This window comes from Sulfurimonas sp. HSL1-2 (assembly GCF_039645565.1).
GTDB lineage: Bacteria > Campylobacterota > Campylobacteria > Campylobacterales > Sulfurimonadaceae > Thiomicrolovo > Thiomicrolovo zhangzhouensis.
This window is the reverse complement of sequence record NZ_CP147914.1, coordinates 2,104,713-2,122,117: the sequence shown is the minus strand read 5'-3', so window position 1 is coordinate 2,122,117 and position 17,405 is coordinate 2,104,713. Positions and strand designations below refer to the sequence as shown.

The 17,405-nt window shown below is 60.0% G+C and carries 15 protein-coding genes; all 15 read left to right on the top strand.

Going from position 1 to position 17,405, the window contains the following annotated elements; translation table 11 throughout:
• The first annotated feature begins 58 nt into the window (after positions 1 to 58).
• The 15 genes from WCX18_RS10860 to WCX18_RS10790 all read left to right on the top strand — a co-directional run bounded on the left by WCX18_RS10860 (position 59) and on the right by WCX18_RS10790 (position 17,298).
• A complete protein-coding gene (locus tag WCX18_RS10860; RefSeq protein WP_345990805.1) occupies positions 59 to 1,687 on the top strand; it encodes an NADH-quinone oxidoreductase subunit D in 1,629 nt (542 codons plus the stop codon).
• A complete protein-coding gene (locus WCX18_RS10855; RefSeq protein ID WP_345987704.1) occupies positions 1,684 to 2,157 on the top strand; it encodes an NAD(P)H-dependent oxidoreductase subunit E in 474 nt (157 codons plus the stop codon). The genes WCX18_RS10860 and WCX18_RS10855 overlap by 4 nt, the downstream gene beginning before the upstream one ends.
• On the top strand, positions 2,154 to 3,404 hold the full coding sequence (gene nuoF / locus WCX18_RS10850; protein WP_345987702.1) for an NADH-quinone oxidoreductase subunit NuoF: 1,251 nt from the start codon (positions 2,154 to 2,156) through the stop codon (positions 3,402 to 3,404). Before WCX18_RS10855 ends, nuoF begins: the two co-directional genes overlap by 4 nt.
• Positions 3,401 to 4,792, top strand: a complete 1,392-nt coding sequence (locus tag WCX18_RS10845; RefSeq protein WP_345987699.1) for a 2Fe-2S iron-sulfur cluster-binding protein — start codon at positions 3,401 to 3,403, stop codon at positions 4,790 to 4,792. Before nuoF ends, WCX18_RS10845 begins: the two co-directional genes overlap by 4 nt.
• The gene (locus WCX18_RS10840; protein ID WP_345987697.1) at positions 4,789 to 6,081 is read left to right on the top strand and encodes a complex I subunit 1 family protein; all 1,293 of its coding nucleotides are present in this window, start codon (positions 4,789 to 4,791) and stop codon (positions 6,079 to 6,081) included. Before WCX18_RS10845 ends, WCX18_RS10840 begins: the two co-directional genes overlap by 4 nt.
• Positions 6,081 to 6,605 carry an NADH-quinone oxidoreductase subunit I gene (locus WCX18_RS10835; RefSeq protein ID WP_345987695.1) on the top strand — a complete coding sequence of 175 codons (525 nt, stop codon included), beginning with the start codon at positions 6,081 to 6,083 and terminating at the stop codon, positions 6,603 to 6,605. The genes WCX18_RS10840 and WCX18_RS10835 overlap by 1 nt, the downstream gene beginning before the upstream one ends.
• Entirely contained in the window at positions 6,592 to 7,092 is a 501-nt protein-coding gene (locus WCX18_RS10830; RefSeq protein WP_345987692.1) for an NADH-quinone oxidoreductase subunit J, read from the top strand. The genes WCX18_RS10835 and WCX18_RS10830 overlap by 14 nt, the downstream gene beginning before the upstream one ends.
• Positions 7,089 to 7,412 carry an NADH-quinone oxidoreductase subunit NuoK gene (gene nuoK, locus WCX18_RS10825; RefSeq protein ID WP_345987689.1) on the top strand — a complete coding sequence of 108 codons (324 nt, stop codon included), beginning with the start codon at positions 7,089 to 7,091 and terminating at the stop codon, positions 7,410 to 7,412. Before WCX18_RS10830 ends, nuoK begins: the two co-directional genes overlap by 4 nt.
• Positions 7,405 to 9,282: an NADH-quinone oxidoreductase subunit L gene (nuoL, locus tag WCX18_RS10820; protein ID WP_345987686.1), complete on the top strand. Its 1,878-nt coding sequence runs from the start codon at positions 7,405 to 7,407 to the stop codon at positions 9,280 to 9,282. Before nuoK ends, nuoL begins: the two co-directional genes overlap by 8 nt.
• Positions 9,279 to 10,748 (top strand): NADH-quinone oxidoreductase subunit M, encoded by a 1,470-nt coding sequence (locus WCX18_RS10815; RefSeq protein WP_345987683.1) that lies wholly within the window; start codon positions 9,279 to 9,281, stop codon positions 10,746 to 10,748. Before nuoL ends, WCX18_RS10815 begins: the two co-directional genes overlap by 4 nt.
• Entirely contained in the window at positions 10,745 to 12,244 is a 1,500-nt protein-coding gene (locus WCX18_RS10810; protein WP_345987680.1) for an NADH-quinone oxidoreductase subunit N, read from the top strand. The genes WCX18_RS10815 and WCX18_RS10810 overlap by 4 nt, the downstream gene beginning before the upstream one ends.
• Before the next feature lie 60 nt (positions 12,245 to 12,304).
• Positions 12,305 to 12,874 carry an aminodeoxychorismate/anthranilate synthase component II gene (locus WCX18_RS10805; protein WP_345987677.1) on the top strand — a complete coding sequence of 190 codons (570 nt, stop codon included), beginning with the start codon at positions 12,305 to 12,307 and terminating at the stop codon, positions 12,872 to 12,874.
• The gene (locus WCX18_RS10800) at positions 12,871 to 14,064 is read left to right on the top strand and encodes a hypothetical protein (protein WP_345987675.1); all 1,194 of its coding nucleotides are present in this window, start codon (positions 12,871 to 12,873) and stop codon (positions 14,062 to 14,064) included. Before WCX18_RS10805 ends, WCX18_RS10800 begins: the two co-directional genes overlap by 4 nt.
• Before the next feature lie 86 nt (positions 14,065 to 14,150).
• Entirely contained in the window at positions 14,151 to 15,470 is a 1,320-nt protein-coding gene (locus WCX18_RS10795) for an ATP citrate lyase citrate-binding domain-containing protein (protein ID WP_345987673.1), read from the top strand.
• Between the two features lie 10 nt (positions 15,471 to 15,480).
• Entirely contained in the window at positions 15,481 to 17,298 is a 1,818-nt protein-coding gene (locus WCX18_RS10790; RefSeq protein ID WP_345987671.1) for a citrate/2-methylcitrate synthase, read from the top strand.
• The last annotated feature ends 107 nt before the right edge of the window (positions 17,299 to 17,405 follow it).

Below are 17,405 nucleotides of genomic sequence, written 5' to 3'. Positions count from 1 at the left end.
ACCCGATCTCTTCCGGCCGCTGCTGGCGCGGTTCGATGCCTTGCATTTTCTGCCGCCCATGGGGGACACCCCGGTGCTGCAGTGCGATGCCGCATCGCTCTACGGGGTTGCCGAGGCGCTGAAGCGGGAGTTCGGGTTTACGTTTCTGCTCGACATCACCGCCGTGGACAACCTCTACCGTCCCCGTGCCGGCGGGGCGCGCTTCGACCTGGTCTACCTCTTCCGCCACCGCGATTTCGTCCGGACCCTGGCGCTGAAAGTCCCGGCGCTGCACGAAGCGGTCCGCAGCATCGTTGCGCTCTACTCCAGCGCCGACTGGGCCGAGCGGGAGGTGTTTGATCAGTACGGGGTCCGTTTCGAGGGGCATCCCAACCTCAAGCGTATCTTGAACCACCTCGAGTTTGTCGGCCACCCGCTGCGCAAAGATTACGAGATCACCAAGGGGCAGTACTGTACCCAGACCCAGGACATGATGGATGAGATGGCCCCGCTGCTCGCTTCAAAGGGGCTGGAGGCGGAGCGCGACGGACTGATGATCCTCAACCTGGGCCCCTCGCACCCGGCCAGCCACGGCACCATCCGGACCCTCGCCGCCCTCGACGGCGAAAAGATCATCGCCGGCGCCAGCGAGATCGGCTACCTGCACCGCGGCTTCGAGAAGAGCTGCGAAAACCACACCTACAACCAGATCATCCCCTATACCGACCGTCTCAACTACTGTTCGGCGATCATGAACAACATCGCCTTCGCCCGCACGGTAGAGGGGATGCTGGGGGTGACGCTGCCTGATCGGGGGGTCTTTATCCGTGTAATCATCGCCGAGCTCTCCCGGGTCATCGACCACCTCGTCTGCCTGGCGGCGGGGCTGCTCGACATGGGAGCGCAGACGAATTACTGGTACCTCTTCAACCCGCGCAATGACGCCTATGATTTCCTCAGCCGCCTGACCGGGGCGCGCCTTACCAACAGCTACATGCGTGTCGGCGGGATGACGCACGATCTGCATGACGGCTGGAAAGCGGAGCTCGAAGCGGTACTGCAGAAGATCGACAAGGGGATTTCGGAGACGCTGATCATGACGGAGCGCAACCGCATCTTCCAGGACCGGCTGCAGGATATCTCCCCGGTCAGCGCGGAGCAGGCGGTCGATTTCGGCTTTACGGGCCCCAATCTGCGCGCCAGCGGCGTCGCCTACGACCTACGGGCCGCGAAACCCTACGACTTCTACGAGAGCTTCGATTTCGATGTCGTCGTCGGCTCCGTCGGTGATACTTTCGACCGGCTTATGGTACGGTTCGAAGAGATGCTCCAGAGCATGCGCATTATCCGCCAGGCGGTCAAAAGGATGCCGGGCGGACCGGTCAGCATCCCCGACCACCGCATCGTCTTGCCGCCGAAACCGGCGGTCTACGGTACGATCGAAGGGGTAATGAACCAGTTCAAGCTGATCTACGAAGGGGTCAAGGTCCCCGCGGGGGAGTATTACGGCGCCTATGAGGCGGCCAATGGGGAGCTGGGCTTCTACATCGTCAGCGACGGCAGCGGGACGCCCTACAAGGTGAAGGTGCGACCGCCCAGTTTCGTGCATATGGCCGCCTACCCGAAGATGATCGAAGGGTACCAGGTCGCCGACGCCATTTTGACCCTGGGCAGCCTCAATATCATCGCCGGAGAGATGGACCGATGAGTTTTGCCTTTCATGACCAGACCTTGGAGAAGATCGCTGCACTGCGCGAGCGCTACCCGCAGCCCCAGGCATTGGTACTGCCGCTGCTCTGGCTGGCGCAGGAACAGGAGGGGTGGCTGAAACCGGGCGTCTTCGAGGCGGTCGCGGCCCTGGCGGAGACGGCACCGATGGAGGTCTACCGGGTCGCCACCTTCTATACGATGTTTCACCTCGAGCCCGTCGGCACTTATCATATCCAGGTCTGCAAGACCCTGTCGTGCAAGCTCTGCGGGCAGGCGGAGATCCTGGCGGCGCTCGAAGCACGGCTTGGCATCGGGGTCGGCGAAACGACCGGGGACGGCCGCTTTACCCTTTCCGAGGTTGAGTGCCTCGGCGCCTGCGGCTGCGGCCCGATGCTGCAGGTCAACGAGACGAACCATGAAAACCTCACCGTCGAGAAACTCGAGCGGATACTGGAGGGGCTCGCATGAGAGACGCACGCATCGTCAGCCGACGCTTTGAGTCACCGAACAGCCACACCCTGGAAGCCGCCAGAGCCGACGGGGCCTACACGCGTCTGAAAGAGGCCTTCGCGATGGGGCCGGAGGTGATCGTCGCGCGGGTCGATGCTAGCGGGTTGCGCGGGAAGGGCGGCGGGGGTGCCCCGGCCGGGGCGAAATGGAAGCTGATGCCCAGGGAGGACCCCCGTCCCTCCTACCTCGCCGTCAACTGCGACGAGAGCGAGCCGGGCACCTTCAAAGACCGCCAGATCATCTCCAAAGACCCGCATCTCCTCATCGAGGGGATCATCCTCACCTGCTACGCCATCGGCGCGCACCACGCCTACATATACATTCGGGGTGAATATGCCTCCTTCCAGAAGATCCTGCAGGGCGCTGTTGACGAGGCTTACGCGGCGGGCTATCTGGGCGTAACGGTGGACGGCTTCGATTATCCCCTCGACATTACGATCCACCGCGGCGCCGGGGCCTATATCTGCGGCGAAAAGTCGGCGATGCTCGAATCGCTGGAGGGCAAACGGGGGCATCCGCGTCTTAAGCCCAAGCAGAAAGAGCCGGAGTGGTACTTCGGCAACCCGACCCTCGTCAATAACGTCGAGACCATTGCTACTGTACCGTTTATCGTTTATGAGGGGCCGGAGGCGTACCGCGCGTTCGGGACCGAGCAGAGTCCGGGCACGCTGCTCTTTGCGATGAGCGGCCACGTCGAATGCCCCGGGGTTTACGAGGCGGAGTTTGGCACGCCGATGCTGGAGTATATCGAGCACTTCGGCGGCGGGATCCGCGGCGGCAGAAAGCTCAAGGCGGTCATCCCCGGTGGGGCGTCGACAAAGGTGTTGACCGCCGACGAGGCGGCGCAGGCGACGCTGGATTACGAAACGCTCCGCGCGATGCGTTCGTCCCTGGGAACGGGGGGAATGATCGTGATGGATGAAACGACCGATATGGTCGCAGTGCTCAAGAACCTGCTGGAGTTCTACCACCACGAATCCTGTGGGCAGTGTACCCCCTGCCGCGAAGGGACGGGGTGGAGCGACGCTTTGCTGCAGCGGGTCCTGGAGGGCCGCGGCAGCGCAAAGGATCTCGACACCCTGCTGGAGCTGGCGGAGACAATGAACGGCAAGACGATCTGCGTATTCGCCCCAGCGGTCGCGGATGTCATCACCGGCTTCCTGACGAAGTTCAGGAGCGAATTCGAAGCAAGGACGGCGGGATGAGCAGGGTCGAGATCATCGTAGACGGCCGGACGGTCTCGGCGGAAGCGGATGCGCTTCTGATCGAGGTTCTACTGAAAAACGGCATAGAGATCCCCTATTTTTGCTACCACGAGGCACTGGGGCCTGATGGCAACTGCCGGATGTGCATGGTGGAAATAGAGGGGCAGAAGCGGCCGCAGATCGCCTGCGATACCCTGGTACGCGCGGGGATGTCGGTGCGTACCAAAGGGGAAAATATCGATGCCGTTCGGCGCAATATCCTGGAGCTCGAACTGCTCAACCACCCGGTTGACTGCCCCATCTGTGACCAGGCCGGGGAGTGCAAGCTGCAGGATTTCTATATGGACTACGGCCTGCACGACGCGAAGATCGAAAAGCGCGAGAAGGTAACGCACCGAAAGCACGTCGACCTGGGCGCCAATGTCATGCTCGACCAGGAGCGCTGCGTGCTCTGCGCACGCTGTACCCGATTCACTTCCGAGATCACGAAGACCCACGAGCTGGGCATCATCGGCCGGGGCGACCATGCCCGGGTCAGCACGATGCCGGGCAGAAGCCTTGAGAACCCCTATGCGATGAACGTGATCGATCTCTGCCCGGTGGGGGCGTTAACCAGCAAGGATTTCCGTTTTCACCAGCGGGTCTGGTTCCTCACCTCGACGCCGTCGGTCTGCCACGGCTGCGCGGCGGGGTGCAATATCTGGGTGGACCATAACCGCGAGAAGTACAAGGACGACCGCATTTACCGCTTCCGCCCCCGCGTCAACAGGGAAGTGAACGGCTGGTTTATCTGCGACGCGGGGCGGCTCAGCTACGAAGCGCTGCAGGAGAACCGCCGCTTGGATATGCTTCTGAACAAAGAAGCGTGCGATGAGGTCCGGGCCCTTGAGTACTTCCGTGATGCGTTGAAGCGTCACAAAGGTGCCGTTACGATCCTCGTCGACGCGGACCGCTACAGCGAAGAGATGGAGGCGGTAAAGGTGTTCGCCGAACGCCACGGCGCCGCGCTCTACTGTCCGGCGGCAAGCTACGACGATCCCGCCTTCGGCGATGACTGGCTCCGCTCCTCCTGCCGTGCGGCTAATCTCGGCGGCGCGGAAAAACTGGGGATCGAACGTACGCTGCCCGATGCGCTCGAAACGGGGCTGCTGATCAATGTTAACCACCCCGACGGAGCGAAATTCAAAGCCGAGATGCGTATCGAACTGCAGACGCATGTGGGTCGGGACGCCGACCTGATCCTGCCGCTGGCGGTGTTTACGGAGTGTGCGGGGACCTTGGTCAACGAGCAGGGCGTCGCGCAGTTCTGCCCGCAGGCCGTGCACCGCAACCGTCCGATCCCGTCGGCCGTCGAATGGGTGGAACGGCTTGAAGAGGCGCCGTTATGAGCCCGGCCGCGATCATCGTCGCACTCGGATCGTTCGTCCTCGGGGCGCTGCTGGCGCTGCTGATGATTCCGGTACTGGTCTGGCTGGAGCGGCGCGTCGCGGGGCTCATCCAGGACCGCCTGGGGCCAAACCGCACGAACATTGCCGGCTTCCGCCTGGGCGGGGTCGTACAGTCCTTCGCCGACGTGATCAAACTGGTGCTCAAGGAGGAGTACTACCCGGCGCATATCAAAACGGGGCGCTGGTTGCTGATGCTCTCCCCCGTCATCACCTTTGCCGCGGCCCTGCTGGCCTTTATGGTGATCCCCTTTGCGGATACCCTCTATATCGGCGGCGAAGCGCTGCGCGTCCAGCCGCTGCCGGTTGATTTTGGGGTATTGTGGTATCTGGGGGTGGGCGCCGTCGGCGTCGTCGGGATCTTCTTCGGGGGGTGGCTGAGCCACAACAAGTATGCGCTGCTGGGGTCGGTACGCGCCGGGTCGATGATGGTGAGCTACGAACTGCCCCTTGGACTCTCGGTCGTGGCGCTGATCCTCACCTACAATACGATCGATTTCAACGCGATGGTGCAGTGGCAGAGCGGCACGGTGCTGGGGTTCCTGCCCGCCTGGGGCATCCTGGTGCAGCCGCTGGCGGCCGTGATCCTGATCATCACGCTTTTTGCCGAGACGAACCGCGCCCCCTTCAGCGTCGCCGAGGGGGAGAGCGAGATCGTCGCGGGCTTCTTTACCGAGTATACGGCGATGAAGTTCGCGATGTACTTTATGGGGGAGTATGTCGCGATGAACACCGCCAGCGCCGTGGTCATCACCATGCTTTTCGGCGGTTACCAGCTGCCGTGGGTCGGTACGGCGTCGATGCTGACGCATTTTGACTACTACGCCTGGGGATATATGGTTGTGCTGCCGCTGATCGTCTTCGGGGTGATCCGCTGGATGCGCAAAAACAACCGGGTACGCCCAACGGTCTCCACCGACGGTGGCCGCGGGTTCGAGACGAAGGTACTGACAGGCGCGCTCATTATCATGACGCTGCTCATCGAGGGCGCACTGCTCTGGGTTACACTGCTCCCAGAGGGGACGGCGGCGGTTGCGACGGCGGTCGCTTTGCTGCAGATCGCGGTCTTCGTGACGAAACTGATGGCATTCAACCTCTTTTTCATCCTGGTGCGCTGGACGCTGCCGCGGTTCCGCTTCGACCAGGTGCAGTACCTGGGGTGGTACTACCTGCTGCCGCTTGCCCTGTTCAATCTATTCGTTACGGCACTGGTCGTGACAGGAGGTGCCTGATGCCACGCAACGTCAAAGTCGTCCCGCGCCATGGCCGGGAGACGAAGGACCGCTTCTACCTGCCGGCGATCTATGAAGGGATCAAGATCACCTTCCGCCACTTCTTCGATAACGTCAACGACATCACGGCGGTGGACGCCCTGGAGTACCCCGAGGAGCAGCCCGGTGACATCACGGAGCGCTACCGGGGTCTACACCGCCTCACCCACCGCCCCGACGGCAGCGTCGCCTGCGTCGCCTGTTTTATGTGTGCGACCGCCTGCCCGGCGAACTGCATATTCATCGAGGCGACGGAGCGCACCGACGGGGTCGACGAGAAGATGCCGCAGCGCTTCGCGATCGATACGCTCGAGTGCGTCTTCTGCGGCTACTGCGTCGAAGCGTGCCCCTGCGACGCGATCCGGATGGATACAGGGATCTTTTCGCTGACGGGCCGGAACCGGGAGGATTTCGTCCTGGAGAAGGAGCGGCTGCTCTCATTCCGGGGCGCTTTCGGGGAGGAGGACAGCCGTGCTGGAAAATAGCCTCTTTACCGTGTTGGCGTTGATCATGCTGGGCGGGGCTGTCGCGATGGTGTATCTGCGGCAGACGCTCTACGGCGCCTTCGGCTTTCTCTGTGCGATGCTGGCCATGGCGGGGATGTTCGCGCTGCTGGAGAACGGTTTCCTCTTTCTCGCCCAGATCATGGTCGCCGTCGGCGCGGTCGTGGTGCTGAGCCTGATGGTCATCGTCTCGGTCAACGCGAAGGATGAGAACCTTCCCCATGAGCCCTATAAACTGCGCTGGATCCTGTTCAGTGCCGCGCTGACCCTTCCCTTCGGCATTTTGCTCTACCGCACCCTGGCGTACCTGCACCGGGGATTCGCCGAAAGTGCAGAGGGGTTCGGCAGCCTGCACGCGGTGGGAGCATCGCTGTTTCAACAGTGGGTGCTCCCCTTCGAGATCGTCTCGGTCCTGCTGCTGGCGGCCATGCTGGGCGCGATCGTGATCGCCCGGAAGGAGCAGCCGTGAGCCCCGAACCTTTTCTCGCCCTCGCCACGCTGCTCTTCTGTCTGGGGCTGGTCGGCATCGTCAGCCGCCGCAACCTCTTTGTCGTCTATATGTCGGCGGAGCTGATGCTCACTTCGGTCAGCCTGATGCTTGCCACCTTCGGACGGGTGCTGGGCAGCGGGGACGGCGCGGCGATGGTACTGTTGATGATCGCGGTGATCGCTGCCGAGGCGGCGCTCTTCCTGGCCATCATCATCCAGCTGCACCGGGGGCGGAAAACCCTCGACAGCGATGCCTTCGCCGCACTGGCACAGCGCGAAAAGGAGGGGCGTGATGCTTAGCCTGATCGTACTGGTTCCCTTCGTTTCCGCCGCCGTGCTGGGGCTGCTCTACCTGGCTGCGCCGACACGGCCCCGGGAGCGTCTCTATGCGGCTGTCGGCATCGCCGCACCGGGCATTTCTGCCGTCCTGGCGCTCTTTGCGGGAAGTGAGCTCGCTGCCATGCCTGCTGACGCCGCACTGCATTCGACGCTCTTTGAATGGATCGCCCTGGGGGAATTCCGAATTCCCGTCGCCTTTGCCGCCGACAGGCTCGGCGCGGTGATGATCGCCTTTATTACCGTGATCGGGACGCTGATCCACGTCTATGCCGCGGGGTATATGCGCGGTGATCCCGGTTACGGGAAGTTCTTCGCTTTTTTCAACCTCTTTATGGGAAGCATGCTGCTGCTGGTACTGGCGGACAACCCGATCATGATGTTCATCGGCTGGGAGCTGGTGGGGCTGTCGTCGTACCTGCTGATCGGCTTTTATCACCGCGATGCGGCCAACGTCACGGCTGCGAACAAGGCGTTCATCCTCAACCGCGTCGGGGATTTCGGCTTTGTCATGGGGCTCGTGCTGCTCTTTGTCTCCCTGGAGGGGCAGGGGTATACCTTCGACGCCATCCGGACGCATATCGGCATGCTGGAGCCGGGCACCGCGCTGCTGATCGGTGCGCTGCTCTTCGTCGGGGCGATGGGCAAATCGGCGCAGATCCCGCTCTACGTCTGGCTGCCCGACGCCATGGCGGGGCCGACGCCCGTTTCGGCACTGATCCACGCGGCGACGATGGTGACGGCGGGGGTCTACATGGTGGCGCGTTTCGCCTTCCTTTACAGCGGCATTCCCGAAATCGGGGAGGGGATCGCGGTCATCGGAGCGGCGTCGGCACTCTTCGCTGCGCTGATTGCCTCCTACCAGCGTGACATCAAGAAGATCCTCGCCTACTCGACGATGTCGCAGCTGGGTTATATGTTCATCGCCGTGGGGCTGGGGGCCTACGGCAGCGGGCTGTTCCATGTCTTCACCCATGCCTTTTTCAAGGCGTTGCTCTTTATGGGCGCAGGGGCGGTGATCATCGCGCTGCACCATGAACAGGACATCTTCAAGATGGGCGGGCTGAAGGCGAAGATGAAGTACGTCTACGCCGTGATGCTGATTGCGACGCTGGCCATCAGCGGCATCCCCCCGTTTGCCGGTTTCTTCAGCAAGGATGCGATCCTCGCGGCGGCCTTCGCGTCGGGGCACTATACGCTCTGGGGCATCGGCGTCTTCACGGCCTTTCTGACGGCATTCTACATGTTCCGGATGCTTTTCATCGTTTTCCACGCCCCCGGCACCCATGCATCGCTTGCGACGCTGCCGCGCACGATGACCTGGCCGCTGGCAGTGCTGGCGCTCGGGAGTACGGGCGCGGGCTTCCTGGGCGCGAACGAAGCGTACGGCGGCAGTGACCTCTTTGCGCATTTTGCCGCGCTTCCGGACAGGGTGTATGCACTGTCGCACCGGACGGAGTACCTGCTGGGGGCACTGAACGTCATCATGGGGGTAGGGGGCATGGCCCTGGCCTACCGCCGCTACGCCGCGGGGGCGGAAGCGCCGCGTCCCGATACGCCCTGGCGCCGGGCCGTGCTCGGCAAGTTTTATGTCGATGAACTCTACGCCCGGCTCTTCGTGCGGCCGCTGTTGCGGCTGAGCCGCTTTGCGGATACGGTCGTCGACCGCCGCGTCGTCGACGGTTTTATCGGCTTGAATGTCCGGGGGTACCGCTTTGCCGGCCGCCGGTTTGCGGCCCTGCAAAACGGCAAGGTGCGCTATTACGCCCTCTATATCCTGGCAGGGGTCGCGGCGATGTCGTACGCGATGCTGGGCATCCTGGAGGTACGATGATGGAGAAGGTGCTGACCGACATCATTTTCCTGCCCTTTGTGGCGGCACTGCTGCTGGGGGTGCTGCGTGCGCCGCTTGGCTGGCTGCGCCTGGGCGCGCTTCTCTCTTCCCTCGGGGTCCTTGCCCTCGTACTGGCCGTGACGGCGGGCTTCGATCCGGACGGCGGGATGCAGTACATGCGCCATCTCCCCTGGATCGCCAACTACGGGATCGCCTATTTCGTCGGAGTGGATGCACTCTCTTTGGTATTGCTGCTGCTCATCGCGATTCTGATACCGCTGCTGTACCTGTACATGTGGCATGAGAAGCGCAAGGGGTACTGGTACAACATGATGCTGCTGCAGACCGGGGTGACCGGGGCCGTTCTTTCGCTGGACCTGATCCTCTTTTACCTCTTCTGGGAGACGATGCTGCTGCCGGTGTTCATCATGATCGGCCGCTACGGCAGCGGCGATCGTCAACGAAACGCGATGAAGATCGTGCTGATGACCGTGATGGGGTCGATGAGCATGCTGCTGGCGATCCTCTACCTCGGGTACAGCTACTTTGCCGCGACGGGGGGGTGGAGTTTCGACCTTGAAAACCTTTCAACGCTCCGGTTCTCCCCGCTGACATCCGTTTGGCTGGCCGCCGGGTTCCTGCTGGCATTCGCCATCAAGATTCCGCTGGTGGGCTTTCACACCTGGATGGCCCCGGCCTACGGTTCGTCGCCGACACCGGCGGTTGTGATTCTTTCGGCCATTATGGCCAAGCTCGGCGCCTACGGTATCTGGCGTTTCGGGTACGGCCTGTTTGAGCCGACGCTGAAACTCTATGCCCCCTTTATCATGGCGCTGGCGATCATCGGGATGCTCTATTTCGCGGTGCGGGCGGTCACGGAGAACGATCTGCGCAGGATGTTCGCGTACGCTTCGGGGTCGCACCTCTCCCTGATTGCGCTGGGGGTCTTCGTCACCAACCTGTACGGCTGGGGCGGCAGCCTCTATTTCATTGCGACCCACGCCCTCTCATCGGCGGGGATCTTCATTATGATCGGTCTGCTGTATAAACGCGTCGGTTCCATCAGTATCGGTGCGCTGGGCGGTCTGGCGCAGCAGGCCCCGAGGTTCGCCCTCTTTTTCGTCTTTTTTGCTCTCAGTATCGCGGGGCTTCCGGGAACCGGCGGGTTTGTGGGTGAGCTGCTGATCATCGTCGGCGCCTTCAAAGCGGACCCGCTTATCGGCATGTTCGCGGCGACGACGATGCTGGCCGCCATGCTGTACGTCTTCTGGATGCTGCAGCGGACGGTCTTTGGTTCGGCGGGAGCCTGCAGCAGTGCATGCCGGGACCTTGATGCCCGGGAGCTGGCGATGCTGATCCCCCTGGCGCTGCTGCTGCTCGTCACCGGGATCGTCCCGTCGCTCTTTACGCCGATATTCGAACCGCAGCTCACCGCAATGCTTGCCATGTTGGGAGGTGCCCGATGATGCAGATGCTGCTGCAGGCCCTGCCGCTGGCCGTCATTTTTGCCGGCGCCTTCGTCATGATGCTGCTGAGCCGGACCCGAACCTTCGGGCTGGGGCGTTTCAACCTGGTCGCCGTCGCCTTCCTGGCCGTTTCGTTCCTGCTGGGGCTGTTGCAGTACGGGGGCAGCGCTCCCCGGCTGCTGTGGCAGGGAACCTTCGGACCGGCATTTATCGTGGATGATTTCGCGCGACTGTTTGATCTGATGTTCACCGCGGGGGCGATGCTGACACTGCTGATCAACACCGATTACTTCCGCAGCCGCCGCTACTACAACGGCGAGTATTTCGCCCTGATCCTTTTCAGCGTATTCGGGATGATGATGCTGGCCCATACGAACGAACTGGTCAGTGCCTTTATTGCGCTGGAGACCGCGTCGCTCAGCATCTATGCCCTGGTCGGGTACCACAAAAACAACCTGATCAGTTCCGAGGCGATGATGAAGTATCTGGTCCTGGGTTCCATGACCGGCGTCTTCTTCATGCTGGGAACGGCGCTGATCTACGGGGCGGTCGGCGCGACGGACCTGACGGCCATTGCCGCGTTCATGCAGCACGCCGGTGAAGGGGAGCAGACGATGGTGATTGTCGGCGGGACCTTTATTATCGTGACCATTCTCTTTAAAATCGGGGCGGTGCCGTTTCACTCCTGGGTCGTCGATGTGTACCACGGTGCGCCCTACCCGGTGACGATGTTCATGGCGTCGACGTTCAAGATCGCCGTGTTCGCGATTGCGTTGCGCCTCTATCTGGTCGACTTTGCGACGGTGCAAACGGTCTGGACGCCGGTCCTGCAGGCAGTGACGGTGCTCACCCTGCTCGGGGGATCGTGGCTGGCGATATCGCAGCAGACTGTCAAACGGATGCTGGCGGGATCGAGCATCGTGCACAGCGGCTACCTGCTGATCGCCCTCACGTCGGCCGGGATGGGGTCGCAGGTGGCGGCGCCCGCGATCATGTTCTACCTGATCGCGTATTTCCTCAGTGCCGTGGGTGCGTTCGGCGTTTTGAGTTCCATCGCTTCTCAAAGCCGCCGGCAGATGACCTACGAGGATTTCAAAGGGTTCGCCGACCGCCACCCCTACCTGGCGCTCACCATGGCGGTCTTCATGCTGTCGCTTTCGGGTTTTCCGTCGACCATCGGTTTCCTGGGCAAGTTCTATATCTTCAGCGGGGCGATAGAGTCGGGACAGCTGCTGCTGGCGGGGCTTGGGATTTTGACGGCGTTTATCTCGGTCTATTACTATTTCCGGCTGATTGCCATGATGTACTTTTACCCGGGAGAGGGGGAGGCGCAGAAACTGAGGGTTAATCTGAGCAGTACACTCATTGCCGTGATGGCCGTACTGATCATCTGGGGCGGGATCGGTACGAGCCTGATACCGTTCGTCCCCGGCGCAGACGGTATCATCGATGTGGCGCAGCAGGCGGTGGCGGCACTTGCGGTGCCCACCCCGTAACTTTTTGCGTTCGTTGGATATAATGGCTTTCATTATACTTTCCGCAGCAGAGGTTCCGCCATGGTCTTGATGATCGACAATTACGACAGTTTTACGTACAATATTGTGCAATACTGCCTGGAGTTGGGGGCGGACCTGAAGGTGATCCGGAACGACGAAATGACGGTGGAGGAGATCGCTGCGCTGCAGCCGGAGAAGATCATCATCTCACCGGGACCGGCAACCCCGGATGAAGCCGGAGTGAGCCTGGCCGTCATCGACCATTTCAAAGATGAGGTGCCTATTCTCGGTATCTGCCTGGGGCATCAGAGTATCGCACAGGTTTTCGGCGGGAACGTCGTGCGCGCAGCAAAAATGATGCACGGCAAGACGTCGGTCATGGAGTGCGAAACCGGCTGTGCGATCTTCAAGCACCTTCCGGAGTTCTTTACGGCCACACGTTATCACTCCCTGATCGTCGAAAAGGCGGGTCTGCCCGAGACGATCGTGCCGACGGCCTACAGCCAGGACGACCATGAGATCATGGCGCTTCAGATCAAAGACAAGCCCATCTACGGCGTGCAGTTCCACCCCGAATCCATCATGAGCGAGTTCGGGCACGAAATACTGGATAACTTCCTCAAACTATGACCCCCCGTCTGGCGCTCTTTCTCCTGCTCGGGATCGATGCCGTCATCCTGCTGCTTGAGGCCTCCTCGCTCTCCCTGACCTACCACGGCGCCAAACTGCTTTACGACTATGAACCTTCCGTCATGACGCGGATCATCCAGGGCTCGATTGCTCTGTTCGGCCAGAATGACGTGGCGCTGCGCCTGCCGATGATCCTGATGAACCTGGCAAGCGCACTGCTGCTCTACAAGGTCGCAAAACCCTATGGGAAACATGGGAGAGAACGGGTCTGGCTTGTTGCCGTTTTCCTGCTGCTACCGGGCGTGATCAGCTCTTCGCTTCTGGTGGACAATGCCGCGCTGGTGACCCTGGGGCTATTCGTCTACCTTTTCCTGGAGCAGCGGTTCGGAAGGAGGGCGGATTTGCTGCTCCCGCTGCTGGCGTTATGCGATGTGGCCTTTACCCTGCTGTTCATGGCACTGGCACTGCAGGCTTTCCATGCGAAACGCTACCGCTACTTTGGTGCCTACCTTCTGTTGTCCGTAGTCACCGTATGGGCCTTGGGATTCAATACGGGGGGCGTGCCGCAGAACCAGTTCCTCGACATGATGGGGCTTTATGCGGCGGTCTTTTCCCCGGTCGTCTTCGTCTACCTGGTCTACGTGCTCTACCGTCGTTACGTGACGGGTCAGCTGGACCTTCTTCTGGCCATTGCGACGTCGGCCCTGGTCCTCTCCTTGCTGCTCTCTTTCAGGCAGCGCATCGAGATCGAGCAGTTTGCTCCTTTCCTGATGGCGGCATTGCCGCTCGGTATGCAGACCTTCTATCACTCCTACCGGGTGCGGCTCCGGCCCTTCCGCAAGCGTTACCGTCTGCTGTTTACGCTGGCGATGGCGCTGCTGGTCGTGAATGCGGCTGCCGTCTTCTTTAATAAAGCGGCTTATCTCTTTATCGATGAACCGTCGCACTATTTTGCCTACCGCACACACATCGCCAAGGAGCTGGCTGAAGAGCTGAAAGCGCGCAATATCTTCTGCGCGACGCTCCCGGAGAACCGGGCCATGCAGCTGCGGCTGCGTTTCTACGGGATCGGGGAGTGTGAAGAGACGGTTCTGCGTTCAGAGGGGCCTTTGGGACACAATAGTGTAACAATTCGTTACTATAATGTGCCGGCAGCGGTTTTTTATGTTACTAAATTACCCAAAAATTAATTCCACGACCTCCCGCGAAAGTCTCAAGCAGGGGTGAGAGATCATCCGTGATATAATCCAAACCAAAAGATTTTCAAGGAGTTGAAATGGCTCAAAGAGCGATTCGTGAATACGACGGTAAAGCCATCTTTGCCCGCCACTGGGAAAAATATTTCAGCGGTTTTCACTATGGATTCAAATCAGTTCTTGTCACCAGCGGTGCGGAACTGAAAGCGAAAGCCGAGGAACACGGTTTCGAGTGGCTGAAGCAGGAGCCGCTCGTCGCCAAGCCGGATATGCTGTTCGGTAAGCGTGGTAAAAACGATCTCGTTCTCTTCAAGACGAACAAGCCGGGCGACGTCACCCTGGACGATGCCGCCAAATGGATCGACGAGAAAATGTCACATGACGTGACACTGCTTTCCGGTCAGCACGGGCGCCTGACACACTTCGTCGTCGAGCCGTTCACACCGCATACGCAGGAGCAGGAGTACTACATCTCCGCGACGACCGTCGGCGAAGACGATGTTCTTTACATGTCCGCAGAGGGCGGTATGGAAGTCGAAGAGGGCTGGGACGAGAAGGTCAACGAGGTTCATATCCCGATCAACATGAGCGATGCGGATATGGAACATGCCGTCCGTGCAAACGTGCCTGCGGATATTCCGGCTGCAAATAAAGAGGCATTCACCTCTTTCGCGATCGCATTCTTCAAGTTCTACCGTGACCTGAACTTTGCTTACCTTGAAATCAACCCGATCGTCATGCTCGCCAACAACGAAATGGCTATTCTTGACCTCGTAGCACGCCTGGACGATACCGCAGGCTTCATGATGGGTGACGCTTGGTGCGGTGCAGAGTACCCGACGGCATTCGGTATGGAGGACCAGTCCCCGGAAGAGAAAGCGGTTGCTGAAGCCGATGCGAAATCCGGTGCATCCCTGAAACTGACGATCCTCAACCCGCTCGGCCGCATCTGGACGATGGTCGCGGGCGGTGGTGCTTCTGTTGTTTATGCAGATACCATTGCTGACCTCTCGGGCGACGTCAAAGACCTCGCAAACTATGGAGAATACTCCGGTGGTCCGACAACGGGTGAAACGAAGTTCTACGCCGACACACTCCTTGACCTGATGACACGTCACAAAGATGCCCAGGGCCGTGACAAAATCCTCATCATCGGCGGTGCGATTGCAAACTTTACCGACGTTGCGAAGACCTTTACAGGTATCATCCAGTCATTCGAAGAGTATGCGGATAAGATGAAAGAACACAACACGCGTATTTATGTACGCCGCGGCGGACCGAACTACGAAAAAGGTCTTAAAGACATTAAAGAAGCGGCAGACCGTCTGGGCCTGTATATCGAAGTCTATGGGCCGGAAACACACGTAACCGATATCGTGCGTATGGCACTTGAGAAGTAAGGAGAGAAGAATGGGTGCACTGTTTACAAAAGACACACAGGCAATTTTCTGGAATAACAACGCAAGCGCGATCCAGCGTATGCTGGACTATGACTATGTCATCAACCGTGCAACGCCGTCAGTTGCGGCGATCGTCGCACCGACGTCCAGCAATAAATTCGAGAAGTTCTTCTATGGACCGGACGAAATTATGGTCCCGGTTTTCCGTAACACGACCGATGCGGCGAGCGCGTTCCCGAAGGCAGACGTTCTGCTGAACTTCGCCTCTTTCCGTACGGCGTATGACGTCACGATGGAAGCGATCGGTCTCAAGGGCCAGTTCAAAACGATCATGGTTACGGCAGAAGGTATCCCGGAGCGTCTGGCACGTGGTATGAACCAGGCGGCACGTGATGCCGGTGTTACCGTTATCGGGCCTGCGACGGTCGGCGGTATCGCACCGGGCGCATTCAAGATCGCGAACGTCGGCGGTACGATCGAGAACATCATCAACTCCAAACTGCACCGTGCAGGTTCCTGTGGGCTTGTGACACGTTCCGGCGGTCTGTTCAACGAACTTTCCAACATCATCTCTATCAATGCCGACGGTATTGCAGAGGGTGTTGCGATCGGTGGTGACCGCTTCGTCGGTTCCGTCTTCATCGACAACCTCCTGCGTATGCAGAACAACCCGCAGGTCAAATACATGATTCTGCTCGGCGAAGTCGGCGGTACGGAAGAGTATAAAGTGATCGAAGCGGTCAAGTCCGGCAAGATCACGAAGCCGATCATCGCATGGTGTATCGGTACGATCGCAAAACACTTCAGCTCCGGTGTTCAGTTCGGTCACGCGGGTGCATCCGCAAATGCCGATGCTGAGACTGCTGCAGCTAAAAATGCAGCAATGGCAGAAGCGGGTATCTATGTACCGGCAAGCTTCAACGATCTTCCGGGCAAGATCAATGAGGTTTACAATAAACTGAAAGCGGAAGGCGTCATCGGCGAAATCGAAGAGCCTGCACTGCGCGAAGTACCGAAAGTCCGCCGCAAGAAAGAGTTCATCTGTACGATCTCCGACGACCGCGGCGACGAAGCGACGTACGCAGGTTACCCGATCAGCTCTGTTGCAACGCCTGACACCGGCTTCGGCATTGGTGACGTTGTTTCACTGCTGTGGTTCAAGAAACGCTACCCGAAATGGGCGACGGACTACATCGAAACTGTTATGAAAACTGTTGCGGACCACGGTCCGGCGGTCTCCGGTGCACACAACGCAAAAGTCACTGCACGTGCCGGCAAAGACGTTATCTCTGCGCTGGTAACGGGCCTTCTGACAATCGGACCTCGCTTCGGCGGTGCGATCGACGACGCGGCGCGCTACTTCAAGTACGCGAACGACAACGGTATGAGTCCGGCAGAGTTCATCGCCTACATGAAAAAAGAGGGCAAGACGATCTCCGGTATCGGTCACCGTATCAAGTCCGTCCGTAACCCGGACCTGCGTGTTTCCGGTCTGAAGAAGTTTGCAGCTGAAAACTTCCCGGCGACTCCGCTCCTTGACTTCGCTCTTGAAGTCGAGAAGCTGACGACATCCAAGAAGGACAACCTGATCCTGAACGTCGACGGTACGATCGGTATCCTCATGGTTGACATGTGGCGTGCGCTCGGTTACTCCGAGGAAGAGATCGACGGCTTCATCGACGCGGGTGCGCTCAACGCATTCTTCGTCGTCGGCCGCTCCATCGGCTTCATCGGCCACATCCTTGACGAAAAACGTCTCGGAATGCCGATGTACCGCCACCCGATGGACGACATTCTTTACAACGTCGAAAAAGCGGAAGAGCTTTAAAAAGCACTGCCTGGAAAAAATCAGTTTTCCAGGTAAGAGCTCTAAGCTCTATCCGTCTTCGACTTTCCTCTTTTCTCACCTTCCCCACTACTGTTTTCTTATGTTAT